This window comes from Marinoscillum sp. (assembly GCF_965229915.1).
GTDB lineage: Bacteria > Bacteroidota > Bacteroidia > Cytophagales > Cyclobacteriaceae > Marinoscillum.
Genome location: NZ_CBDDJZ010000001.1, coordinates 881,985 through 906,717, shown reverse-complemented (window position 1 = coordinate 906,717; position 24,733 = coordinate 881,985). Strand labels below are relative to the sequence as shown.

Here is a 24,733-nt window from a genome sequence, read left to right as displayed (position 1 = left end):
CGACAGAAAACTTCATATTCCTCCCCGCAAGTGACATAGGGTTGTCACTCTGAGGGTTCTTCTTTGCGCAAACAACCGTAAGAAGGATGAAAACATTAATGAGCATTTTCATTATCGCTTTAGGGAGTGATTTAGCCTTTGCACAAACTGACTCAACAGAACTTAACAAATCAACTATGACCAAATACGGATTGCATGGATCATTGAAAGCTAAGGAAGGCCAAGTGGAAGAATTAGCTAAAATCTTAATTAAAGCTTCCCAGCTGGTATCAACTGCCAAAGGATGCCAGCTATATGTAGTTGGGTTAGATGATACCCAACCAAATACTGTTTGGATCACTGAGATTTGGGAAACTAAAGAAGATCATGACAACTCACTTAAAGTACCAGGAGTAAGAGAACTCATCAAGACCGCAATGCCACTATTGGACGGTCAGCCAGAGAAAGGGCAAGAACTTTCAATTCTCGGTGGGGCCGGAATCGGAATAGAGTAGATCGGAGTATTGGCAGTTGATTACCTTAGTGTTTTTATCGGGACATGACCACTATAACCTGTCCTATGATCAGTAACCTGAAAAATCATGAAGCCTAAAATGATCATACCCATGTTGGTTTGTAAAAACCCTGGAGCAGAAATTGAATTTTGCAAAGATGCATTTGATGCCGTGGAGCTGTCACGAAGAGAAGGCAAGGATGGAACAGTTCTTCATGCTACCTTAAGGATCAACGAAGCGATGTTTATGGTTCACGATGAGTCTGAGCACCTGGACAGTCAGGCTCCAGCCACAGATGGTAGTTCACCAGTAGTGATTTACCTGTATGGTGATGAAGTAGATGCTGTCATCGATAGAGCAGTCTCCAAAGGAGCACGCGTATTATTGCCGGCTGAGGATCAGATGTGGGGTGATCGAGTAGGCAGAATCATTGATCCAGAAAACCATGTTTGGAATGTTGCCAGTCGAATAAGTGATGACTAAAGGCAAGTTTTAACTGACCTGCCAGTAACAATGTTTTCTCTAAACACCATCATAGTTTGTCGATGGCCTTTTCCGCGCTATCCACCCAGATATTAAAGTAATGCTCCCAGTTTTCATATTGCTTATCATTCATAAAATCTGACGACTGTACTTGTTGTCCCGAGAATAGATTGGACGTAGTAGGGGTCATGGATCCCGAATCGTCTCTGTGTCCATCAGGATTGGACTGAATGGAGGAGTTGGTTATTCCATCACCTGGCCTGAGGTTAAAGGGAGATGAATTCAATGCTTTGACCAACTGGATTTTTTGCAGGTTTGGGTCCTTTTTGTAGCGGTTCATCAGTCTCCCTACCGCTAGGAAGAGCCGCTGGTCCCCTTTCAGCACCATGAATAATCCACTCCCAAAGTCTCGCTGAGGAATCATCAAGTCTTGTGCGAGTTTGATGATTTCCTTTTTACTCCCTTTTTTGACCGTTTCTTTTATGTCTTCCCACGATAATCGGTGAGCCATGTGAATGTTTTTAGTTGGATGTAATGCTTTTGCTCTGTCCCTCATCGCATTCACTGGACCTACAAAACCGGGTCGATCATCGATCGTTTTGGCTTTGTGGACGGACTTTGCCTTGCCACCGAATTGTGCCACACCATGCTTGTTGCTAAGGTGTTGAGTTTTGAGACTGGAAGCAGCACTATGGGATCGTTCTCCATCAGGACGAAAGGTATACATGTCACTTAATACCTCAATGAAGAATAGGTTACCGCGTTGTGGTACTTGATTGCACTCTTCCAGCCTAGAAGTGGTGATTTGCTACATAAATCACATGCTTGCGTCATAGTTTACAGCCATTCCACAAACTTGATAGATTTGGCTACATGGCTGTTTAGTGTGCTTCAGGGGATTGGTAGACCTTTGTTAAAAATTAATCAGCGAATATTACAGCGGATTATCCAGCGGCTTAACTAATCAAAAGATCGGTCACATGAAAAGAATCACCATTATCAGAATTGCACTGTTCGTAGGTACTGCGATCTCCCTTTATTTTGTCCCATGGCCAATTATTGGTGCCTGGATACGGCCACTACCAGATACTGTACAGGGACAACTGGATGAGGCCGTAGCGCATGGGTTTGATGGCATGATAGCTTATGTAGATCAGGCGGGCAAAGCCCCTGAATACTACGCAGCAGGCTGGCACGATCGAGCAAATAAAATACCTGCCAGACCGAATGCCTATTTCAAAATTGCCAGCATTAGCAAACTATATGATGCGGTGGCCATTGCCAAGTTGGTGCATGCCGGAAAACTGTCACTAGATGGCACACTTGCTGACTATTTCCCTGAGCTAGTTGGACGAATCGACTATGCGGACCAAATCACCTTGCGCATGATGGTTCAGCACCGCAGTGGTATTCCCAACATCACAGACACACCAAACTTCTGGGTGTATCCTCCTGCAAGCCGGGAAGAATCTCTGGAGCGCGTGCTGGATTTACCTGCTAGTTTTGAGCCCGGTACAGACTATCAATACTCAAATACCAACTATGTGCTCATCGACATGCTGATTGAAAAAGTGGTTCCTGGCACCAAGTTTAATTACTTTCAGGATGTAATTCTGAACCCACGTGGTCTGACCCATACATTTGGCTCAATGGATCAGGTAGACCTGGATGACATGATGAGTGGCTACTATGTAGGAGTACAGGAGGACCTCAAAGCTTCTGACTATGGGACTAAGCTCACCTCCATGGTGGCTACTGCAGAAGATGTCGGAATATTTCTTCGCGCTTTGAATGATGGCTCAGTCTTTAAGGAGGGTGAGCAGGAGATTTATTCCTCCATATATGCGTACGAGCATACAGGTCTGATGCCTGGCTATGAGAGTATCGCACGGTATCATCCGGACATGGACGCGGTGGTTATACTGTTTGCCAATACCACTCACTTCGAAGGATACAACTGGTCGATCTTTGAGCTCACCTATAGCCGCATATTGAAGATCTTGAGAAACTCCCAGACGGAGTAGATTGATACCCTCTTTTTCAAGAATTGTTACTTTTATACCAAGTCAACCGATCTTAACATGAACAATAGAAACTATGCAATCCTGGCCGGAGCTTCTTTACTGCTAATGGCAGTGGCGGCAGGATATGCCTATGGATATGTCTTTAGCAGCCTGGTCAATCAGGCAGATGGCACTGAGACCCTACAAAACATCCAATCCCAAACCGGAACCTTCATGGGTGGTGTAATTGGTTGGGTGGCCATCTTCATCCTGGACCTAATCGTGAGTTGGGCCGTTTGGAAGTATTTCGAACTCGTCAATAGGCTTTGGGCCATGATCACCGCTGGTGCTCGCCTGGTATACAGTGCGATACTTGGTGTTGGGATTTTCCAACTGGCCAATGCAAGCTCCGCTACAACCGGTGAGGAGGTAATGGAATTTATTGGGTCATTCGAATCTCTGTGGTCTCTTGGCTTGATTGTATTTGGTTTCCATTTACTCGGATGGGGCAAGCTGGCACTAGAGGCGGCTGGTATTCCTAAAATCTTCGGTTGGTTGCTGTTGATTGCCGGGGTATGCTACGTAGGAGTACATGCAGCAAAGGCGCTATACCCTGGCAGTATAGAACAAATCTTGGAAGTAGAGACAGTGCTAAGTCTACCGATGGCCATTGGGGAATTGGCTTTTGCACTCTGGTTTCTGATCAAAGGAGGTAAAACCAAACCAACCGTGGGATGAAGGTGCTGAAAATACTGGCTGTAGTCCTCGGATTTGTATTGGCCCTTGTTGCCTTGATCGTGGCAGGAGCATTCGTTTTGGACTTCATCGATACGTCTTATCTGAAGGTAGCGAATCAACCAGATGCAGCTACCAATAGCTATCTGATTACCAATGTCAATGTGATACCAATGACCACTGATACGGTCTTTGAGAACACTTCGGTGAAGGTGATCGATGGCCGAATCAAAGCAATTGGTCCCGATTTGAACGCAGATGGTCTGCAGAAACATGACGGAGCAGGAGGCTATTTGTCTCCAGGGCTGATAGATATGCACGTGCATGTTTGGGATGATTATGAATTGGGGCTTTACCTGGCCAATGGGGTTACTGCTGTTCGCAATCTATGGGGCCACCCAATGCATTTGCGTATGAAGGAGGCCATTGCCAATGAGCAATTGCTAAGCCCGATGTTTTTCACCTCAAGCCCCAAGTTGACAGGTCCGGAATTCATCGGTGATGATAATTTACAGCTCTTCGATCCAGAGCAGGCGAAAGCGAAAATCAAGTCGTACAAAGAGCGGGGGTATGACCTCATCAAGACCTACTATGGTCTCACTCCCGAGATATTTGACGCGGTATTGGAGCAGTGCCGGGAGGAGAATCTGGATATCGCAGCGCACCCCAGCCATAAGGTGCCGTATGGCTACCATTTTAATCCTCAAATCAAGACCATCGAACACACAGAAGACATTGTGCAACAGCCGCTGAATTATCAACTGGATACAGCCAGGTTAGAGGAGGTAATTGATCTTTATGTGACCAACCCTGGTACCATTCATTGCCCCACTTTGGTCGTTTATCACAACATCTACCGCATGCTGACCGAAGATGACATCCTTACGCAAGAGCAACTCAATTACATGAACCCTTTGATTCGGATGGTGGACAGTGAGGCGCAGTTCAATCGGTGGACGGGAACCAGGGCCAAAGATCCGGAGGTAGTCAATCGCATCAAATCGCAGCATGATTTTCACCTCTTTGCCATTCGTAAGCTGCATGATGCCGGAGCTTCCATTGTCTGTGGAACCGATGCAGGAATCGGAGTGACTCCAGCTGGATTTTCCATTCATGAGGAGCTGGACTTTTACAGACAAGCAGGTATGAGCAGCTATGAAGTGTTGCAAACAGCAACGGTCAATCCATCGAGGGTACACAACTTTTTAGCAGATATGGGGACGATAGAAGTAGGTAAGCAGGCAAACCTGTTGCTTACAGTTGGGAACCCATTGGAAGACTTGGTGACCCTTCGTCAACCTGAAGCCGTTTTCATGAACGGCCGAAAAATTAAACGAGCAACGCTTGAACGGTTTGTGGAGGAAGCCAAAGACCGCAACAATCTACTGGTCTCAGGGCTGAGGTATGCAGAGAATCTTATGGTGGAGAAGTGGTGAAAACCTTTTTTGACAGGAGCTTTTAGCTTGACTAGTTTATTGCTCATAAGCGATGCATCATTAGCCAATCCCATGAAACGAATCTTAATAACCGGCGCAACAGGAAATATTGGCGTAGAAGTCATACGTTACCTCATTAGGGATCACCAAGATCACACTGTCATTGCTGCCGTCAGAGATGTGGAGGTTGCGACGAAGAGGTTTGTTGATTATCCGAGACTTTCCTTCAGGCAGTTGGATATGGAAAATCAGACAACATTTGAGGGCGCATTTGAAGGCATAGATGTGCTGTTTTTGCTACGACCGCCTCACATCTCCGATGTAGAAAAATACATGGTTCCGCTCTTGAACTCAGCCAGGACTGTTGGTGTCAACAAAGTGGTGTTTCTGTCTGTGCAGGGAGCCGAGAAGAGCAAGGTGATTCCGCACAACAAGATTGAGCGATTAATCAGGCACCTGGCAATGGACTACATTTTCGTGAGACCGAGCTACTTCATGCAAAATCTGACCACAACTCTACTGAGTGAAATCGTGAACCACCAGACAATAACCTTACCTGCCGGTGCTGCCAAGTTCAACTGGGTAGACGTTCACAACATAGCGGAGGTCACGGCTATATTGCTAACCGATTTTGAAAAGTTTAAAAACCAGGCTTTTGAGATCACAGGTTCCGAAAACAAGACCTCTGGGGAAGCAACTGAGCTCCTTACAGAAGTCAAAGGAAAGGAGTTTCGCTTTAGGAGTATCAACCCTTTTCGGTTTTATTTTATGAAGCGTAAAGCTGGTGTGGAAAAGGGGTTGGCCATCGTGATGACTCTTCTTCATTCCATCCCTCGGCTGCAGCAAGATCCAGAGGTTTCATCGGTTTATCACCGGCTTACAGGAAAACAACCAACTACTCTGCGTGAGTTTTTGGAGCGTGAGAGAACCACTTTGATATCAGGATAGCTGATGGCGTAATGATTATTTTAGAGATAGTTTGAAACGCGTGGGCTTTCTCTTATTTTCAAGTTTATTCAAATGAATGATTCAAATGATCAAGAAAATAAATCTCAACGAAAAGTTTGACCTCTTCTCTGAACATTGGAGCCCTAAGATTATTGGCGAACTAAACGGCCAGCACGTGAAAGCAGCTAAACTGAAAGGTGAATTTGTTATGCATCAGCATGAAAAGGAAGATGAAATGTTTCTGGTGATGGAAGGTAAGTTACTCATAGAGCTGGAGGATCAGACGTTGGAATTACTGCCTGGTGAGTTTGTCATCATCCCTAAAGGAACCAACCATAAACCTATAGCCACTGAGGAGGTCAAGGTGCTTTTATTTGAGCCTGCAGCTACCTTGAATACGGGAGATGTGGACAATGAATTGACTGTGAAGAAACTTGATCGGATCTAACGAAAGCAAGAGTGATCAGGATGGGTTTGTTTCCTGAGTTTCCAACTTGAAAGAAAGACCCTTCTGTCAAATCCCATGACAAACCTGTTAGTCGTCGACTTTAGCTAGTCAGTATGATCTAAGCCATTAGTATTGGGCAGAAAACAAAAAGAATAAAAAAATGAAACGAACACTTCTTTTTTGCCTAGCTATGTGGTCCGTCGCTCAAGTGACCAGTCAGTCACTGATGGATCAAGCTGATAGTCTGAAAGCTCAAGGTTTACTGATGCCAGCCCTGGAGAAATACGGGATGGCCTTTGGTCAGCAGCAGTCTCCAGAGATTTCTTACAAGATGGCAGGTACGTGTGCACTGCTCTGGACAAAACAAATGCGAGACACAGCTTTCTTCTTTCTGCGTTACGCACTACAGGATAACTATTCACTGGAGCCACTCCATGATCCTGATTTTTTAAGTCTGATAGAAGATCCCAGATGGACTTCCATAGAAGACATACAAATGAGTAAATATGAATCAGTCAATGGCTCCATTAAAAACAAAACTTTTGCTCGGGAGCTTTTTCGAATGATTATCCGGGACCAGGGCTTTATGTATGCTGGCAATATCGAACGGCGTAAGTACATGCAAAATGGCGGTTATTTTAGTACGCCAGCGATCTTTCCAGTTCTGGCGATGGAAGAGAAAAATCTGCAGGAGAATCAGAAAAGACTATTTGGGCTGTTGGATCAATACGGATGGCCCACCGCCAGTGAAGTGACAGAATATGCCGCTGCTGGTGCCGCGTTGATTATCAATCATGCTGCTTATGAAGATCGAGTAAAGTACTTTCCGATGTTGGAAGAGGCGTTTAACCAAGGGGAGGCCCAGCCGCTGCGCTATGCCAAAATGAAGGATCGACTGTTGATAGAAGAAGGCAAACAGCAGCTCTATGGAACCCAATACACCTTTGAAAGGGCAGAGCGTGTGCCACTACCGATCCATGAACCCCAATATGTGGATCAGCGAAGAGCCGAAATTGGCCTGGAGCCATTAGTTGTCTATCTCAAGGAGCGGTTTGGAATCGAGTGGAATGTACCTCAGCAATCGCACTAAAAATCAGCCCAGCTTGTGAAAACCATGTGCTCGTATCTGCTGTTGTCTTCAGTATAAACACACATACATCACGACTTATGAATCCAAACTGGGATGAGCGGTACGCCGAAGAAGATTTTGTTTATGGCAAGGAGCCAAACGTGTTCTTCAAAGATCAACTAAACAAGTTTGCCGTGTGAACATATTGATGGCAGCTGATGGGGAAGGAAGAAATGGCGTTTATGCTGCCACAAAAGGTTGGGAGGTAACAGCTTTTGACTTGAGTCTGGAAGGTAAAAAGAAAGCGGAAAGTCTCGCTTTGGAGTACCAGGTAAGCATTGATTACCATGTTGGGGATTTTGCGGAAATGACTTTTCCTCAATCCTCTTTTGGTGCTTTGGGACTTATTTATGCCCATTTTGGGGCGGAGCATAAGCTGGCTCACTGTCGCAGGCTAAATGAATATTTGCAACCAGGAAGCGTGGTAATTTTAGAAGCATTTAGCAAAAACCACCTGGACTTTCAGAAGAAGTATCCACATGTAGGAGGTCCAAAAAATCCAGAGATACTCTGGTCGCTTCAAGAGGTTTCGTCATGCTTTCAAGATCATGAGGTTCTCTATCAGGCAGAAAAAGAGGTGGTGCTCAATGAAGGCAAGTACCATGTCGGTACTGGGGCCGTTGTGCGGTGGGTGAGTAGGAAGCAAGTCTAGTCCAATTCTTTATTTGGTTACAACCCTGTGAGATTTGGTTACAGAAGTTGTTTGGAGCCACACCAGATTTGCAGAAATAGCTTTAATAAAAAAATGAAACGAATGATGACACAGAGAAAAATAGCACTGGTTACTGGAGGAAGTAGAGGACTGGGCCGAGATATGGCCATCAATATTGCCAAAAAGGGATTGGATGTAGTCATCACCTTCCATCAAAACAAAATTGCTGCTGATGAAGTGGTAGAGGCGATTAGAGAAGAAGGTGCCATGGGATTGGCTGTGCAGCTGGATACCAGAGATACAAAATCCTTCGACGCATTTTATCAAAAATTAGCAGATCAATTGAAAGTAGAGCGTGGGAGCACGCACTTTGATTACCTGGTAAATAATGCTGGAACTGGCATTTACAAACCTTTTTCGGAAACTACGGAGGAAGACTTTGATGACTTGATGAATATCCATTTCAAAGGCGTGTACTTCTTTACACAAAGGGCATTGCCTTTCCTCAACGATGGAGGAGGGATCATCAATATTTCCTCAGGGCTCGCACGTTTTAGCTTTCCTGGATCTTCGGCGTATGCATCCATGAAAGGAGCAATAGAAGTTTTCACGAGGTATCTAGCTAAAGAGCTTGGCAGCAGAGGGATCAATGCTAATGTAGTGGCGCCCGGTGCAGTGGCAACTGATTTTGGCGGTGGCACCAATCGTGATAATGAAGAGAAAAGAAAGGTGATTTCTAGTGTGACCGCCCTCGGACGAGTAGGCGAGCCTGAGGACATTGGTGGAATCATTGCATTTTTGTGTACACCAGATGCTCATTGGATGAATGCACAGCGAATCGAAGCATCTGGCGGAACGTTGATCTAGAAGTATATGCGTCACATCAAGACGATTACCGAATACCATGAGCTAGCGGGATTGCCCAAACCGGAGCACCCGCTAGTTAGCCTTGTGGACTACAGTCAGGTCAATTACCCACAGCACATGGATGAGTTGTCTATTGTCAATAGCCACTATTCCATAGCACTGAAAAAAGGTCTGGATGGAAAGATTCGTTACGGTCAGCAATCCTATGACTTCAGCGAGGGACTTATGTCCTTTATAGCACCCGGACAAGTTATTCGCGTAAAAGTGCACAAGGAACCAGATCCTCACCCAACGGGGTGGTTGTTATTGATCCATCCAGATTTTCTCTGGGGATCCAATCTTGCAGCCGAGATTAAACAGTACGAGTTTTTTGGATATCAGATCAATGAAGCGCTATTCCTATCCGGCAAAGAGGAGCAGGCAATCATTGGAGTTATGCAAAGCATTCGGGAGGAGTATCACACTAATATTGATGCATTTAGTCAGAAAATAATCATTTCACATATTGAGGTCCTGCTCAACTATGCAGAGCGATTTTATCAGCGGCAATTTATCACTCGCAAGATTGCTAATCATCAAGTTCTGACTCAGCTGGAAACTGTTTTGAGGAATTACTTCGATCAGGATGATTTGGCCAGTAAAGGACTGCCTTCTGTTCAGTTCGTTGCAGATCAGCTCCACGTTTCTCCCAATTATCTGGGTACTTTGCTCAAAGTACTGACTGGTCAAAATACCCAGCAACATATCCATGAAAAACTAATAGAAAAAGCAAAGGAACAACTATCCACCACACAATTGTCCGTGAGCCAAATAGCTTACACTTTGGGCTTTGAGCATTCTCAGTCTTTCAGCCGCTTGTTCAAAAGCAAAACCAATCAATCCCCGTTGGAATTCAGAGCTTCTTTTAATTGACTAGCTAAAAAAAATATAAGTCTAGAAAAAATGTCTAATTTGCTTGTTATAAAGTAAAGTATATTTTACATTTAGTAAAAAATATACGACTAATGACTAACGACATGACTAAAACTGGACTACCATTATTTCTCTATCCAAGCTGGATGAAAGTGCTTGGATTGCTCTTTATTGTTGGGGGGCTGATCATATTTTTCCATCGAATCAGTCAGTATGATATTATTGATTTCGCTGGTCTGAGCTTTCCAGTTGCTGTTGGGCTTACCTTCATTTTCTTTTCCAGGGGAAAGGAGTTTGATGAACGAATCGTCTTTCTGAAGTTTAAGGCATTAGCAATAGCCGTTCCCTTAGTAGCTTTTGCAACCATGCTGATCAACTATTATTTTAATTTTGAGGGATATTCCATTGAGGCGGACAGTTGGTTTTCTATCAGCGCTTTTGAATACCTGAGCCTTACGCTCATTGTTGCCCTTGGTTTGAACCAATACCTGCTTTACAAGGAATAATAATGACCAATACCATAAAAGTAGAACGGGCCAAAAAGAATTACACTCAGGCCGATCTGGCGGAAAAAGTGGGTGTATCCCGTCAGACGATCAACTCTATAGAGAAAGGGAAATTTGTGCCATCTACCTTGCTGGCACTGAAGATTGCACAGGTATTTGAGGTGGCCATAGAATCCGTTTTTGCATTAGAAGAAAAGGATTGGTCTGAGTGATTTCTCTTTTTGGTTTCCTTTTAGCGATATCCCATCCGATGATAAACCTTTACATACAATTCGGCTAACTTGAAGCACCTGGGAGTGACGTTTGCACCTTGCAATGATGATGATCATGTGATGATCTTATGAAAAGAAGAGCATTTTTAAGAAACAGCCTGTATGGCGGCCTGGCTGCCGGCACAGGACTTGGACTTTATGCGTGGCAGGTCGAGCCGTTTTGGTTGGAGTTTGTCAAGCGACCAATGTCCATCGCCAATTTACCTTCCTCACTGCAGGGGAAGACACTGATGCAGGTCAGTGACATCCATGTAGGTAATCGGTTTGACTATCAGTACCTGATTGAATCGTTGAAACAAGCACAGCAGTTTCAGCCTGATTTTGTGGCCTACACTGGTGATTATGTAAGCTATGAAACTGAAGAGCAGTTTTCTCAGCTCGAGGAAGTGTTACAACATGCTGTAAAGGGCAGGTTGGGTACGGTTGGGATTCTGGGCAACCACGACTATGGACATGGTTGGCGTCAACCAGATGTAGCCAATCGAATGGAGCAGTTGTTGTCCAAGACTGGCATCCATCTGCTGCGAAACGATCAGGTCATGTATGCCGGATTGAACTTTGTAGGAATCGATGACTATTGGGCAATTAATTTTCATCCAGAGCATGTGATGCCTCATGTTAATTCAGCAAAAGCAAACGTGGTTTTGTGTCATAATCCAGACGTCTGCGACCTGGATGTTTGGGCTGACTATCAAGGATGGATCTTGAGTGGTCATACCCATGGCGGACAGTGCCGACCCCCTTTTCTAGACCCACCAATGCTGCCAGTTCAGAATAAACGCTACGATGCAGGAGCGATCGATCTCATGGACGGGAGACACTTATACATCAATCGTGCACTGGGTCATCTGTGGCAGGTTCGGTTCAATGTGCGGCCGGAGATTACGGTATTTCATTTAGCAAAGGCATGAACTTGAGATGTTTAGTGGTTGTATTTTTTTCATCTGTATCAGTTGCCAACAGCGCAGCGGTGGTATGGAAGAGGACACCATACGGCAGGAGGTTGAAAATCTAGAGAGAGGGGATTTATAAGTCTATCTCGAAAAGATATTTGAATTGGATCAGAAGTTCAGAAAGCTGGAGTCTAGTATCGTTGCGGAATTTGGGCAGGATTCCAGGGAATACTCAGAGATATGGAAATTGATTGAATACACGGATCTTGAAAATCAATACCGTGTAAAGTTACTTCTGGAAAAGTTCGGATACCCGGAAGCTGAGGTTGTAGGAACCCAAGCGGCCAATGTTCCTTGTCTGGTCATTCACCACTCCACTGATCAAGCATTAAGGCACCATTATTTTCCGGTTTTTGAAGATGCAGCAAATCAAGGGAATTTGGATTCAAACTTATTTCTACTGTTTCTGGAGCGAATGTATCAATTAGAGAACGGGACACATTTCAAAATGGAAAGTCCTTACCAGATTCAAGACAAGATAGACACCTTAATTAAGGTCCTTCAGTTGAGGGACCCTTCATGATCTACTTTAATCCCCATCCAACATCCTACCCAAACCACCCAGCACAGATCCTTCTCCTTGCTGGCGGCCACCCATGTTTGGTGCATTTTCGATGATTCGGTCGGCCAGTCTGGAGAATGGTAAGCTTTGTAAATAGACGGTTCCAGTTCCCTGAAGCGTGGCTAGAAACAACCCCTCTCCACCAAATAGCATGGATTTAAGGTTGCCTGCTCTTTGGATGTCATAATCCAGGCTAGGGGAGAAGCCCACAATACATCCGGTATCGATCAGGAGTTTTTCATTTCGAAGTTCCTTTTTGACGATTGTCCCACCAGCGTGCAAGAAGGCCATGCCATCACCTCTAAGTCGCTGGAGAATAAATCCCTCACCACCGAAAAAACCTGAGCCCAACCGCTTATTGAATGCTATGGAAACGCTGGTGCCAAGTGCTGCGCACAAAAAGGCATCTTTCTGGCAAAGCATTTCGCCCCCGATTTCGGCCAGATCCAAAGGAATAATGGCACCAGGATACGGAGCGGCAAAGGCTACTTCCTTTTTGCCAGCACCTCGGTTGGTGAAGTGCGTGAGAAAGATGGACTCACCAGTAAAAGCGCGCTTTCCGGCATCCAATAGTTTTCCAAATAGGCCTTTGTCAGGTTGAGAGCCATCACCCATCTTGGTTTCGAAGATGATGTCTCCGTCCATCCAGTTCATGGTTCCTGCTTCCGCAATGACCGTCTCGTCCGGATCCAGCTCGATAGCTACTGTCTGCATGTCATTGCCGTGGATCGTATAGTCTATTTCGTGTGATTTCATGTTGTTAGGTTTAGACGTAGTTCATAATAGATTCTTAGTGGCTTACGAAGTTAACCGTGAGCAGGTTATTGCCAGAGGTCTTAAAAATCAGCTAGATTTGTGGTGAACCTAAAGAGTTAAGCCCCACATGTCAAAAATTGCAACTATCAAAGATGTAGCACTTGCATTAGGCGTTTCTACATCTACGGTTTCCCGTATTCTAAATGGCAAAAATCAGAGTAACCAGGAGCTGGTAGAAAAGGTACATGCCGTAGCTAAAAAGCTAAACTATCAGGTGAATACCACTGCCCGCGGACTCCGCACCAGTAAGTCCGGGCTGATTGGCATCATTGTGCCAGATATCAGTGACGACTTTTTTGCCTCGGTATTTGCAGGAATAGAGGAAGTAACCGAAGCAGAAGGATATAACCTACTCATTTGTCAGTCCAACGAAAGCAAAGAAAAAGAGCAGCAGTTGGTTAAGTCACTGATTGCCTGTAATGTGGAAGGTCTGATGATTGCCGTTACTCAGGAGACGGAAGAAACCTCTTTTCTGGATGACTTTGCCAACATGGGCAAAAAAGTGGTGATGTTTGATCGAGTGATTCGTCAGAATGTCTACCCTGTTATTGAAACCAACGATTTTGATGGGACTTACAATGCTGGAAAGCAGCTGATCGATCGAGGTGGAAAGAATTTTCTATATGTTGGCTTGTTTGAAAGCCTGGAAAACAACAGGCAACGATTGGGTGGATATGAGGCCGTGTTGAAGGAAAATAGCTTAAAACTGCAAGGAACAGTTTATGTGGAAGATCTGCATCGAACTGCTCAGATTTTAGATACTCACTGGAATGAGTCGATCGATACCATCCTATGTTACAATGACATGATCGCAGCAGAAACATTAGCTTATTTCAATGAAAGAGGATTGAAAGTACCTGAGCAAGTTTCGGTATGTGGATTTGATAATCGTCCGCTTTGCCGGTACACTCACCCGACACTGACTAGCGTAGTTCAGCCAACCAAACGTCTGGGAGCTCTGGCCACTCATACGCTACTCGGGTTGATTAACGAGACGGATGTGGAGCCAATGGAACTAGAAAACGACCTCATCGTGAGAGGATCGACGAGGTAGTTGGGGTTTGTGTTTTAGGTTTTGGGCTTTAAGAGAGAGGTTTTAGGTTTTAGTTATAAGTTTTAGGTTTTAGGAAATAAGTTTTGGGTTTTAGGCTCCGGATTTGAGAGCAACATAGAACCTAAAACCTAAAACAGAGCAGCTATAAGTCTCAATGCCACGCACCCAAAATAGCACCCATCATCGTGAAAGCTACCGTATGGTATCCTGCGTCGATGGCCCAGTGTTTGAATGATTTGCGATCAAAAAGATAGGTCACGCCCATTCCTAGTGCCACCCAGCCAAATCCAGCTGCAAATCCAGCAATAGCCCCGAATGAAACATCAGCTTCAGTTCCAATAAAAGCGGCAAGGTTAAATGCCATTACTACCTCCAGGATCAGAGCGGAGCCAAGGATTTTGGCCATTCCTCCTTTGAGGTCGTCCTCCGTGAAATTGTTGGCAGCCATCCAGGCTTTGCCAAACATAAATGGAGCATACCACATGCTGCCGAGTAAAAAAGTGCTCACCGCAGCTACGAATACAGCGAGATAATTGAGTTGAGATAAATCTGTCATAAGTGTGTCGTTGATTAGATTACCAAGCTAAAGCTGTATTTTTAATGCTGAAAACGGATTTTACTCAAACCAAAGATTCCGTTACTGAACTGAAAGAATGGCTAACTCAACCCATCTATCAAAAATTGATGATCGCTTAATCAGACTGATTGGTATACCTGGTTTTGGTATGACCATCCCCAATTTCACTGGGCTCTTTGGCGAGTTGGGACCATCCGACTGGATGTACTGGGGAGGCTATTTGTACTTCATTTTCATTGCCTGGGTGATCTGGCAAGGCAACAGGTGGTTGCTTTTTAAGCAGCGTGAAAACATGAACTGGTTCAGTAATCCGGTCAGAAAACTGACCATACTCGTGGCTGCTAACGTATTTTACACAGCGCCAGTCACCATCGGGTTGATCTATGGGTGGTATGTGCTATCAGGTGTAGGACCGGTAGATTGGGATGTGGTGAATCTCGTGACTTTGGCTAATGTGATTTGTGTGATTTTCGTCACTCACGCGTACGAGACGGTGTTTCTGATCAAAGAGAGACAATCAGACCTGGTTCATTTCGAACAACTGGAAAGAGCCAAGGTGGAGTCTGAGTTAGAAGCGCTGAAAAGTCAAATCGATCCGCATTTCATGTTTAATTCCTTGAATACCTTATCATATCTCATCGAGAATGATCAGAGCAAGGCATTACTGTTCAATGAAAGCCTATCAGATGTCTACCGATACATCCTGATGAACAAGCAAAAAGAGCTGGTTACTTTGAAAGAAGAGCTAGAGTTTGCCAATAACTACTTCACACTCATGCAGATCCGATTTGGATTGGGCGTCAGGTTTCATGTGGCTTCCGGTGGCCTGGAGGAGAATAAACTGCTGTCACCCATTTCCTTGCAGTTGCTTTTAGAAAATGCTGTGAAGCACAATGAATTCAATGAGGAAAAGCCACTGGATATTCGATTGGTGCTGCAAAACGGTTGGATTGAGGTAACGAATAACCTGCAGGTAAAAGCGGTAAAGAATAGCTCGAAAATAGGATTGAGAAATCTAAAGGAGCGCTACCGACTGGTAGTAGGCAAAGAAGTGCTGGTGGAGCAGAGTGAGCAGGAGTTTAAAGTGAAATTACCGTATTTGGAAGTATGAAAGTAGCCATCATCGAAGATGAAATCCCGGCAAGAGAGCAACTGATCTCGTTATTGAGCAAGATTCGAAGTGACCTGGAGGTAGTCTTTACTGCGCAGAGTATTCGTGAGGCGGTTACTCACTTCAGGAACCAACCAACTCTTGACTTGATTTTTCTCGACATCCAACTCAATGACGGACTATCCCTGGACATCTTCAATCATGTGAGTGTGAATGCTCCGGTTATTTTCGCCACTGCTTTTGATCAGTATACCCTACAGGCTTTCCAACAGAATGGAATTGACTATTTGCTAAAACCAATCAAGCAAAAAGAGCTGGAACAGGCACTGGCGAAGTTTGATCAGTTACAGGCTCATTTTCAAAAAGACATCCGCCGATTGATTGATTCTTTCCAGGGAATGACCACCAGCTACCGACAAAGAGTTCTGGTTCGCAAAGGAGCTAGCTATTCTTCCATTCCTTTAGCAGAAGTGCAATACTTTTTTTCAGAGCATAAGGTGACCTTTCTGGTGACAGCTGCTGGTCTGCGGCTTATTGTAGATGAGACATTGGCTGACTTAGAAGCATCTCTGTCACCCGATCAGTTTTACCGACTCAATCGAGCGGTATTAGCTTCAGTTGGATCAATAGATAAGTTTACATCAGATGGCAAAGGCAAACTGTTGGTAGATTTAACACCACCGACCAAAGAAGTGGTAACTGTCAGTCAGGAAAAGGCCAGTGATTTTAAAGAATGGATCAGTCGGTAGAGCCATACCGGATCAGATACCTAAAAACCTTTTGACCATTGTGCTGGAATTGAGTATTCTGCTGTATTAACCCAACTCCTCTTGAATAGTAATTGTCAGTGAAATCAACTCCACGTTCTGGGTGAATGTAGCTACCACGATAGTTAATACATTCAAAGCTTCCGGCTGGTACGCTCAGTGAAAGTTCACCTCGTTCTACTTCATAGTGAATCGGTAAAGGGACTGGAGTATTTAAAAACGTTTCTACTCCTTCGGAACTGAACGTTAACATCACTTCTCTCTCGGGATAAGAATAAATGACATTTGCCGAATCAAATAAAGAATTCGAGTTAGATCCAGGCGAACCAAAAACGGATCTAGTGTCATTCACTACAAGGTAAATAGTTTGATTGCCAACCTTACGAGTACTTGCCACATAGGTACTATCAGTTCTCCACCATTCCAGCTTACCTGCTTCATTTTCGACATACCAGTCGTAAACCCAATAATTTCCTACCTCTAGATTCATGAATTCGGAGGTCTGGTAATCATTGATTTCATCATAGTCAATTAGAATCGGATAAGGAATTTCTTCTCGGTCAGTTTCGGTACAAGAAATTGCGAGAAGTGCGCATAATTGGAGAGTGTAGTGTTTCATGCTGTTAGGTTTATTTCCTAACGGCAATACCAGTAATTAGTATGTGAAAAGCCCGCAAATGCGGGCTTTTCCAGATTGTATTTGATTGAATCAACTGTGGATATATCCACTAATTGATGATTAATTTGCTTTGATAGGTCTGATCCTGACCATGGATTTTCAAGAAATACATTCCTTGCTCCAGATCGTTGAGCTTGATGTCGGTCTTGAGCAATTCACCTTCTACATGGACTGCAGTCTTCCAGACTGATTTCCCTTGCAGATCAACGAGCTGCAGCTGATACATTCCGTCTCTAGGTACTTCCAGATTGATATGTACATATTCAGAGGCCGGGTTAGGGTAAACTTCAGCGCCTAATGCCTCCAGGGACTCATTCGCTCCACCAATTCTTGACCCACTGCCTACTAGCTCCACAGCATAGTCTTCAACTTCTCCATATCCGAAGCTTTCACAAGATGTGGCTGTAGCATCCCACTTCATGCTTACTCGCATTCTGGTGATGCCTGTTGCCGCAGTACTCGGAACGGTGATGCTTCCATTCAGAGTAGACTGGATGGCTCCACTGGTATAAAGTAGCTCTCCTGAATCGCCAAAGTCACCATCTCTGTTGAGGTCTACCCAGATCCGCACATACTCGTCATATGCTCCAGAGGGGAAGGTCGGTGTAAGTGTGAAACTGTAGCTTGCACCTTTTGATAGGATAGTAGATAGATTGGTGTAATCTCCATAGCCACCATCATTACCACTGCTGTTGGATATTGATCCGAGGCTAAAGTTGGAGATGTATTCGTAAGACGAATTATTTCCCTGAGATGCACAGTAGCCTGTTGGCATGGTACTACCACCACCGCCTCCACCACCAGAGCTACTACCTGTCAGGAAACCCAGATTGTCAAAAGAGTCTTGAGCTGCACTGGCCCACTCTGCGGAACTGTAAGTGCTGGCCGGAGCTGTTACTGAAGCATTTCTTCTGAGTGTCACATTCTGAGCAAAGTTACCCGAACCACCATTGAACGTTCCCACGATATCTGTCAACACATCATTTTCGAAAAGTCCCACTGGATCGTTTCCATTGAAGGTCATAACTGAACTTCCAGTGGTGAGATCAGCCTTGGCTAGCAAGGTGCTGCCGGCGCTGGAGTAGACGATGACATAGGTGGACTGTGCTGCCAGTGTCCCGGATAAGTTCAGAGCGGAAGTCCACGAGCCAGCTCCATTGATCTGCTTTTTCAACGAATAAGCTGATAAGTCAACTGATGTACTACCCAGGTTAGCAATTTCGATCGCCTTGTTGTTAGAAGAGCCTTCTACATACTCAGAAATGATGACATTGCCAGTCGTGCTGCCACCGCCACCACCAGACCCAATGGTGAATGACTGTGTCTCCGATGAGCTGAACTGACCACCACTGATCAATGAACCAGAAGCATCTGAAAAGTCAAAGGATCCATTACCATAGGAGCAGCAGATGCCATCGCCATAGGTGTCATTGATGGTAAAGTCGTAGGTCCCATCAGACAGGCATAGTTCTTCAGTGAAGGTTGTGTTGGCATTGGAGTACCCGCCTCCAGATGCAATTTCTATTCCACCCTTTTCCAGAGTCCAGCTTGTCTCAGCAGGGTAGTTATCTGTGACCAAAGTGAATGTTACTTCAGTGTCGGAACAAGTAGAACCTCCACCACCTCCGCCGGAGCCTGAGCCCCAGATTTCAGCTACATACTCTGGATGATCAATGAATGGGTTTCTATTTCCCTGATAGCTGAAGATGGCATCATTTCGGTTCATCTCTTCTGTGGATACTGGGTCTTGTGCGTGCCAGTCCAACAAAACTGAAAGCACACCGTGAATGGGTTGTTTGTCGGTGTTGGGCAATACTGCTTCTGTGAGTTCCAGGTCTGGTTCACCGTTTTCTCCTTCATAGCGTACAGCCATGTAGAAGATCATCCGGGCTACATCGCCACGGACACCATTGCCGGGGTACCAGCTGTCAGAGTCGGTGCTGGCTGGTGTGCTTCCAGAGTAGTTTCCACCAGTATCCACATAGGTAGATCCACCATCATCAAATGCTTTATTGCTGCGCGCTGAGTTGGTAGTGACATCTTCAGCTCTGACGTGGTGGAGGTCGGTTCCTGGGCCATTGGAGGTGCCAAAGTCTCCTCGAGATTTGGCCCATACATGCTCTCTGTTCCATCCAGCACCACCATCGTATTCAGCGGCAGCATTCATAGAGAACCGCGAATAGATACCAATCACATTGTTGCTGTTACTGGGATCACGATCTGTGACTTTCAGAATGTCCCACAATTGGCCGTAGCTGTATTCGGTATGACCGTCAATAATGTTGTTGAGTTCGGCCTTCAGTTGATTTCCAGTAAGACCATTGGCAGAGTTGTAATAGCCTGCAGGCGCCTGTGCCAGGATGGACAGGACAAAGCAAACCATACAAAACGTGAGTGTGAGTTTTTTCATGAGTTGTGACGTTTTGAATTAGGTTATAAAAATACGTCACCAATTTAATGAATTTGAAAGAGGGGTAAGGCCCTGAAACCGTTAGAAGATGTTAAGCTTTTGTTAGGATTTAATCAAAATCAATTTCTGCTCTAAAAGGAAACTTCATCAAGTAGCGATGGGCATCATCTACACTCATTTCTTTTTGAATGATGCGGTGTAGTGTTTCGGTGATTGGGCATCTTACACTGTAGGTCTGTGCCAGTTCGTTGATAATTTTGATCGTTTTTACTCCTTCGGCCACTTCTTCCATGGTTTCCAGAATGTCGTCAATGCTTTCACCTTTAGCCAGGCGATTACCTACTGTGAAGTTTCTGGACAGACTACTGTAACTAGTAGCCATCAGGTCACCGACACCAGCCAGGCTGAGGAATGCCTGGGCATTACCTCCAAGTGCTTTGCCAATCTGCACCATTTCTACCAACCCGCGGCTGATAAACAGTGCCTTGGCGTTTTCTCCCAGACCCAGACCAGCGATCGTTCCAGCACCTACGGCGATGATGTTTTTCAGAATACCACAAAGCTCAATGCCTATGAGATCATTGCTACCATAGATCAGGAAACGATCGTTTCTCAAAAGGCTTTGTCCGACTCGAATCACCTCGTCGAAATGGCTGGCGACTACTGTGGCTGCCGGTTTTTTCTCACTGATTTCTCGAGCAAGATTGGGGCCAGCAAGGCAGCCAACGCGCACTACAGAGCTTTCTTCTTTGATGACTTCACTCATTGTGCGAACATGCTCCCGGCTAAGTGGATTATGTTCATCTATCTTACTGCGATTCACATTTAGATCAAATCCTTTAGTCCCGTGGATCAAAATGTGGTAAGGCTTCAGGTAAGGGGAGAGGTCTTTCATCATCTCCCTGAAATTGGCCGATGGAACCACCGGGAAGATCACATCACAGGATCTACCTACCAGCTCCAGATCATGTGTGGCCTGTATGTGCTCGTGCAGCGGATAACCATTGCTCGTTCGAGATTCGTTGATTGCTTCCGCCTTGCCAGGAGTACGTGCATAGAGTAGCACATTTTGGTTTTTCTCAGCCAGTATGTTTGCTACCGCTGTTCCAAAACTGCCCGCGCCTATTACGCCTATGGGTTTGTTAGATGTGCTTTTCGAGACCATAGCCTTCCATTCTGTTATGATAGTAATACAGCGTATTCATATCCTGGATGATGATCTTGTCTCCTCGCTTGACCAGTGGTCGCTGTGCATGATACATGCCCAGGTTCTCAACACCTTGTTCAATAGCCTCATTGGCTCTGACTTTCATGTGTTCAGCAACACTAACCTTGCCTTTACCTTCCAGTTTTAAAATTCGCTTGCGGAGTTTTTTCCAGGCTTTTTTAAATTCTCTATAATCTATAGAAGTGTCTTCGTCGGGTAATCGAAGCAAATTATAGAGATCCAGTTTTGGGTTTTTTCGCTCCATCATTTTGAAGGCGGTGTAGGCCACCAGATGACTAGCGAAGACTCGATTGTATTTATGATATTCTTCTACGATACGCTTGGCAAGGATACGCACATACTCTTGCTCCCGTTGGTGGTCTACATTGACCTCTCCCTGGGAGATGAAGTAATCCTTAGGGTCAATGATGCTGCCAGTGCTATCCAGGCTGTTACCTTCCATATCCACATAGTTGCCCAATATGTCCATACCCTTCCCAATGCTCACAGAGATGTTAGATCCCTTGGTGAAAAACTTGAAAAGGAAGGTGGCAATCTTATAAGAAGTGGTGAACTCATCAGCCTCTTTGTAATACCGCTCCTGACCAGTTCTTTTCAAGTGTTCGTTGATCAGGGCAGGAGCTTCTAAAGTAAAGTTGTAGTTGATGACTACCGGCACGATAAAGATCTTTCGAGCTTCCTGCTCTTTCGTTTCCTTCTGGTACATGATGCGTTGCGCCTCAATAGTGGTGCTCAAAAGACCAAGCTTCAACGCTTTTTCAATTTGTCCGGACCTGGATCGGGTACCTCCCGGGAAAAACAAGCTGTGACAACCTCTCCTAAGTGCCATGCTGGAGTAGGTTTTGAGAGTTTCCAGGTACACTGGATTTTTCTTTCTTCGGTCTACCTTATAGGCACCAAGGCTGTTCATGAAGTAGGCGAAGATCTTCAGATTAAACAGGTTGAGCCCTGCACCATAAATAAAGGCAGGTAAGCCCAGAAACTGGATCACCCAGCCAATGAGTATAGAGTCCAGGTTGCTAAAGTGTGTAGGAACCATCACTACAGTTCCTTTTTTGGCGAGTGCCCGGATGTGATCAGGTTCTCCTACGATGTGGATTTTGTCATCCAGATCCAGCTGTCGACTAAACATGGAGGTGAAACCTTTCACCCGGGTAGCATTCAGCAATCGAGCAAAACCAAAAGTGATAAATGCCCTGGCAAACCGGTAAGAGTTTTTCTTGAAGTTACCAGAGATCTCCTCTGCGTATCGGTGGATGATTTCATAGAGGAGCTGCTCTTCCACAGCTTTGGCATCTGCTGCCGGGAAGTTGGTGCTTTCTACCAGGCGATCTTGGATGCTCTTCCAGAAAGGTTTTTCGTCTTTTGGATCTACCCTCCATGGGTTTGCTTTCATCCGCAGTTTTTCACGGTATACGGTCATCTCCAGTTCTTCACGAAGTGATCTGCCGCGGGTGATTTGCTTCAGGTTCTCAAAAGATTCCTGACTGACCTCTTCGATGAAGGCTTTCCGATCCTTGGAAAGCTGCACGATAGGCCATTGCTTGGTGCGTGGAATGATTTCAGAATACCTTACTTTCTCTTTTTTTCTCATTCAATGGGAATGTATCTAACTAAAGCTAGTCAATAACAGGTTGCAATTTACTGGATTAATACCAAAACAAGTTTCGATACTATTCACTACAAATCCAGGAAGTGTATGCCCTCACCAGTATAAACACATTTACCACTAATTGTTACTTTGGCGAAGGTATTATCACTATTCTTTTCAGTATCCAAGTAAATCTGACTGGGACGACCCATCTCATATCCTTGCAGGCTGGTTGCGGGCATGTTTAGCAACTGATGCTCAGTAAGGTATGCGGCTAGTGGACCATTGGCCGATCCTGTGGCTGGGTCCTCCAGGATGCCGATTTCTGGTGCAAACATCCGGCCTTGTACCTCTCCACCTTTCACATCGGTGAGTGTGTAGACATATAGCAAGGCATCTCCAAAACTAGGCTTCATACTGATCCATTGATCCGTTTTTAACCGTATTTTTGATAGAGAATCTACTGACTTCAAAGGCACCAACAAAGTGTTATTACCACAAGAGACTTCCTGTATGGGTGCATCGGCAAGCTCGCTGCTCTCCAGTCCCAATAGTCCTGCGAGTGCGTCACGCTTGTCGTCATGACGTGGCCCGAAGGTAGGTAGGGGCTGGTGCATGGTAATTAGGTCTGGTAGGTTGTCCTGATAGTGAATATAGACATCTACTGGCCCGATTTGCTGCTCCAGCGTGATCTTTTGAGTGCCGCTGGCCTGATGACTTAGCTCACGCGTGAGATAGTAAGCGGTCCCAATGGTGGGATGACCGGCAGTGGGCAATTCCTTGCCCGGAGTAAATATCCGCATGCTGTAATTTCCAGAATCCTTGGGAGGGAATAGAAATACGGTTTCAGATAAGTTCAGTTCTTTTGCTATTGACTGGTAAAGAGATTTGTTGATTTTACTGGCATTCGGAAAGACAGCCAATTGGTTGCCTCCGTACTTTTTTGCTGTAAATACGTCCAACAGGAAATAGGGCGCTTGATTCATTAATTACTACTGGTATATTGATTTTTTTCTTAAATCTAGAAAACAGTTTCAGTCTGACAAAAAGTTTAGTAACGATAAAAAGCATTTGTAATGCCAATAGGAGGTGTTAATATTGCAATCCTTAATTCTATGCCACTCAAACTAAACGATATACAGGCTCCAGTAGCGGCAGAAATGTCCGAATTTGAGCAGAAGTTTCGCAAAAGCATGCGTAGCAATGTGATGCTTCTGGACAAAATCACGAGCTATATCGTACGCCGGAAAGGTAAGCAGATGCGTCCGTTATTCGTTTTTCTAAGCGCTGGGGCAGCTGGAGGGATTCAGGAGTCTACTTACCGAGGTGCATCACTTATTGAATTGCTACATACTGCCACCCTGGTTCATGATGATGTGGTGGATGACTCACACTATCGTCGAGGCTTCTTTTCTGTCAATGCTCTCTGGAAAAATAAGATTGCTGTACTGGTGGGAGATTTTCTTCTATCTAGAGGCTTATTGCTTTCCTTGGATAATGACGACTTTGACCTTCTCAAAATTGTCTCCAATGCAGTGAAAGAGATGAGCGAGGGAGAGCTACTGCAAATGGAAAAGGCACGTAAGCTGGATATTACTGAGGATATTTACTATGAAGTCATTCGCCAGAAAACAGCTAGTTTGATTACAGCGTGTTGTCGAGTGGGGGCTTCTTCGGCTGGTGCGAGCGAGGAAGTGAAAGATCTCATGACTCAGTTTGGAGAAAATGTAGGGATGGCGTTCCAAATCAAAGATGATCTATTTGATTACGGCACTTTTGAGATTGGTAAGCCTACTGGTATCGATATCAAAGAGAAGAAAATGACGCTCCCATTGATCTATGCGCTTAATCAGGTGAGTAGATCCGAAAAGAAGCGTATCATTAAGATGATTAAGCGAAGTGCAGATGAGCCTAAGCTGGTCAACGAGGTGATCGACTTTGTGAAAGCTTCGGGAGGTATCCAATACGCCACGGAGGTGATGGAAAATTATCATTCCAAAGCCAATGACTTACTCGCTCAATTACCCGATACAGAATACCGAACATCGCTGAAACAACTTGTTCAGTTTACGATAGATCGTACTAAATAAAAATCCCCGA

The 24,733-nt window shown here is 44.9% G+C and carries 27 protein-coding genes; 19 read left to right on the top strand and 8 right to left on the bottom strand.

Annotated features, from left to right (window positions below):
- The first annotated feature begins 86 nt into the window (after positions 1 to 86).
- Both ACO067_RS03905 and ACO067_RS03900 read left to right on the top strand, forming a co-directional pair.
- Positions 87 to 494: a putative quinol monooxygenase gene (locus tag ACO067_RS03905; protein ID WP_421871026.1), complete on the top strand. Its 408-nt coding sequence runs from the start codon at positions 87 to 89 to the stop codon at positions 492 to 494.
- 87 nt (positions 495 to 581) lie between these two features.
- Complete coding sequence (locus ACO067_RS03900; protein WP_421871024.1) at positions 582 to 977, top strand: VOC family protein; 396 nt, start codon at positions 582 to 584, stop codon at positions 975 to 977.
- A 49-nt stretch (positions 978 to 1,026) separates the two neighbouring features.
- Here ACO067_RS03900 and ACO067_RS03895 read toward each other — a convergent pair whose 3' ends face one another.
- On the bottom strand, positions 1,027 to 1,704 hold the full coding sequence (locus ACO067_RS03895; protein ID WP_421871022.1) for a hypothetical protein: 678 nt from the start codon (positions 1,702 to 1,704) through the stop codon (positions 1,027 to 1,029).
- A 253-nt stretch (positions 1,705 to 1,957) separates the two neighbouring features.
- Between ACO067_RS03895 and ACO067_RS03890 the strand changes: the two genes are divergently transcribed.
- The 13 genes from ACO067_RS03890 to ACO067_RS03830 all read left to right on the top strand — a co-directional run bounded on the left by ACO067_RS03890 (position 1,958) and on the right by ACO067_RS03830 (position 12,361).
- Positions 1,958 to 3,001 (top strand): serine hydrolase domain-containing protein, encoded by a 1,044-nt coding sequence (locus ACO067_RS03890; protein WP_421871021.1) that lies wholly within the window; start codon positions 1,958 to 1,960, stop codon positions 2,999 to 3,001.
- A 57-nt stretch (positions 3,002 to 3,058) separates the two neighbouring features.
- A complete protein-coding gene (locus ACO067_RS03885; protein ID WP_421871019.1) occupies positions 3,059 to 3,718 on the top strand; it encodes a DUF4386 domain-containing protein in 660 nt (219 codons plus the stop codon).
- On the top strand, positions 3,715 to 5,151 hold the full coding sequence (locus tag ACO067_RS03880; RefSeq protein ID WP_421871017.1) for an amidohydrolase family protein: 1,437 nt from the start codon (positions 3,715 to 3,717) through the stop codon (positions 5,149 to 5,151). The genes ACO067_RS03885 and ACO067_RS03880 overlap by 4 nt, the downstream gene beginning before the upstream one ends.
- A 72-nt stretch (positions 5,152 to 5,223) precedes the next feature.
- Entirely contained in the window at positions 5,224 to 6,099 is an 876-nt protein-coding gene (locus tag ACO067_RS03875; RefSeq protein WP_421871015.1) for an NmrA family NAD(P)-binding protein, read from the top strand.
- Positions 6,100 to 6,184: 85 nt separating this feature from the next.
- Positions 6,185 to 6,547, top strand: a complete 363-nt coding sequence (locus ACO067_RS03870) for a cupin domain-containing protein (protein WP_421871013.1) — start codon at positions 6,185 to 6,187, stop codon at positions 6,545 to 6,547.
- Between the two features lie 160 nt (positions 6,548 to 6,707).
- Positions 6,708 to 7,637, top strand: coding sequence for a DUF6624 domain-containing protein (locus ACO067_RS03865; protein ID WP_421871011.1), 930 nt, complete (start codon positions 6,708 to 6,710; stop codon positions 7,635 to 7,637).
- A gap of 175 nt (positions 7,638 to 7,812) precedes the next feature.
- Positions 7,813 to 8,328 carry a class I SAM-dependent methyltransferase gene (locus ACO067_RS03860; protein ID WP_421871009.1) on the top strand — a complete coding sequence of 172 codons (516 nt, stop codon included), beginning with the start codon at positions 7,813 to 7,815 and terminating at the stop codon, positions 8,326 to 8,328.
- Between the two features lie 102 nt (positions 8,329 to 8,430).
- Positions 8,431 to 9,195, top strand: a complete 765-nt coding sequence (locus ACO067_RS03855) for an SDR family oxidoreductase (RefSeq protein WP_421871007.1) — start codon at positions 8,431 to 8,433, stop codon at positions 9,193 to 9,195.
- A gap of 6 nt (positions 9,196 to 9,201) precedes the next feature.
- Positions 9,202 to 10,107, top strand: a complete 906-nt coding sequence (locus tag ACO067_RS03850; RefSeq protein WP_421871005.1) for a helix-turn-helix domain-containing protein — start codon at positions 9,202 to 9,204, stop codon at positions 10,105 to 10,107.
- A gap of 104 nt (positions 10,108 to 10,211) precedes the next feature.
- Positions 10,212 to 10,613 carry a hypothetical protein gene (locus ACO067_RS03845; protein WP_421871003.1) on the top strand — a complete coding sequence of 134 codons (402 nt, stop codon included), beginning with the start codon at positions 10,212 to 10,214 and terminating at the stop codon, positions 10,611 to 10,613.
- Between the two features lie 2 nt (positions 10,614 to 10,615).
- Complete coding sequence (locus ACO067_RS03840) at positions 10,616 to 10,825, top strand: helix-turn-helix transcriptional regulator (protein WP_421871001.1); 210 nt, start codon at positions 10,616 to 10,618, stop codon at positions 10,823 to 10,825.
- Between the two features lie 128 nt (positions 10,826 to 10,953).
- Positions 10,954 to 11,796, top strand: coding sequence for a metallophosphoesterase (locus ACO067_RS03835; protein WP_421870999.1), 843 nt, complete (start codon positions 10,954 to 10,956; stop codon positions 11,794 to 11,796).
- Between the two features lie 145 nt (positions 11,797 to 11,941).
- Positions 11,942 to 12,361: a hypothetical protein gene (locus tag ACO067_RS03830; protein WP_421870997.1), complete on the top strand. Its 420-nt coding sequence runs from the start codon at positions 11,942 to 11,944 to the stop codon at positions 12,359 to 12,361.
- Between the two features lie 6 nt (positions 12,362 to 12,367).
- Here the strand turns inward: ACO067_RS03830 and ACO067_RS03825 are convergent, their stop codons facing one another.
- Entirely contained in the window at positions 12,368 to 13,156 is a 789-nt protein-coding gene (locus tag ACO067_RS03825; RefSeq protein ID WP_421870995.1) for a TIGR00266 family protein, read from the bottom strand.
- Positions 13,157 to 13,283: 127 nt separating this feature from the next.
- Between ACO067_RS03825 and ACO067_RS03820 the strand changes: the two genes are divergently transcribed.
- Complete coding sequence (locus ACO067_RS03820) at positions 13,284 to 14,270, top strand: LacI family DNA-binding transcriptional regulator (protein ID WP_421870993.1); 987 nt, start codon at positions 13,284 to 13,286, stop codon at positions 14,268 to 14,270.
- 151 nt (positions 14,271 to 14,421) lie between these two features.
- Here the strand turns inward: ACO067_RS03820 and ACO067_RS03815 are convergent, their stop codons facing one another.
- On the bottom strand, positions 14,422 to 14,826 hold the full coding sequence (locus ACO067_RS03815; protein WP_421870991.1) for a DUF1761 domain-containing protein: 405 nt from the start codon (positions 14,824 to 14,826) through the stop codon (positions 14,422 to 14,424).
- Between the two features lie 97 nt (positions 14,827 to 14,923).
- Here ACO067_RS03815 and ACO067_RS03810 point away from each other — a divergent pair, with 97 nt between their 5' ends.
- Entirely contained in the window at positions 14,924 to 15,958 is a 1,035-nt protein-coding gene (locus ACO067_RS03810) for a sensor histidine kinase (protein WP_421870989.1), read from the top strand.
- A complete protein-coding gene (locus ACO067_RS03805; protein WP_421870987.1) occupies positions 15,955 to 16,707 on the top strand; it encodes a LytR/AlgR family response regulator transcription factor in 753 nt (250 codons plus the stop codon). Before ACO067_RS03810 ends, ACO067_RS03805 begins: the two co-directional genes overlap by 4 nt.
- Here the strand turns inward: ACO067_RS03805 and ACO067_RS03800 are convergent.
- From ACO067_RS03800 to ACO067_RS03780, 5 genes are all read right to left on the bottom strand, one after another.
- Positions 16,697 to 17,344, bottom strand: coding sequence for a hypothetical protein (locus ACO067_RS03800; RefSeq protein WP_421870985.1), 648 nt, complete (start codon positions 17,342 to 17,344; stop codon positions 16,697 to 16,699). The two genes, ACO067_RS03805 and ACO067_RS03800, sit on opposite strands and share 11 nt — an antisense overlap.
- Before the next feature lie 109 nt (positions 17,345 to 17,453).
- Positions 17,454 to 19,814 carry an endonuclease gene (locus ACO067_RS03795; protein WP_421870983.1) on the bottom strand — a complete coding sequence of 787 codons (2,361 nt, stop codon included), beginning with the start codon at positions 19,812 to 19,814 and terminating at the stop codon, positions 17,454 to 17,456.
- 109 nt (positions 19,815 to 19,923) lie between these two features.
- Complete coding sequence (locus ACO067_RS03790) at positions 19,924 to 20,979, bottom strand: NAD(P)H-dependent glycerol-3-phosphate dehydrogenase (RefSeq protein WP_421870981.1); 1,056 nt, start codon at positions 20,977 to 20,979, stop codon at positions 19,924 to 19,926.
- Positions 20,957 to 22,636: a 1-acyl-sn-glycerol-3-phosphate acyltransferase gene (locus tag ACO067_RS03785; RefSeq protein WP_421870979.1), complete on the bottom strand. Its 1,680-nt coding sequence runs from the start codon at positions 22,634 to 22,636 to the stop codon at positions 20,957 to 20,959. The genes ACO067_RS03790 and ACO067_RS03785 overlap by 23 nt, the downstream gene beginning before the upstream one ends.
- Before the next feature lie 86 nt (positions 22,637 to 22,722).
- The gene (locus tag ACO067_RS03780) at positions 22,723 to 23,619 is read right to left on the bottom strand and encodes a PhzF family phenazine biosynthesis protein (RefSeq protein WP_421870977.1); all 897 of its coding nucleotides are present in this window, start codon (positions 23,617 to 23,619) and stop codon (positions 22,723 to 22,725) included.
- 129 nt (positions 23,620 to 23,748) lie between these two features.
- Between ACO067_RS03780 and ACO067_RS03775 the strand changes: the two genes are divergently transcribed.
- A complete protein-coding gene (locus tag ACO067_RS03775; protein ID WP_421870975.1) occupies positions 23,749 to 24,723 on the top strand; it encodes a polyprenyl synthetase family protein in 975 nt (324 codons plus the stop codon).
- Positions 24,724 to 24,733 lie beyond the last annotated feature (10 nt).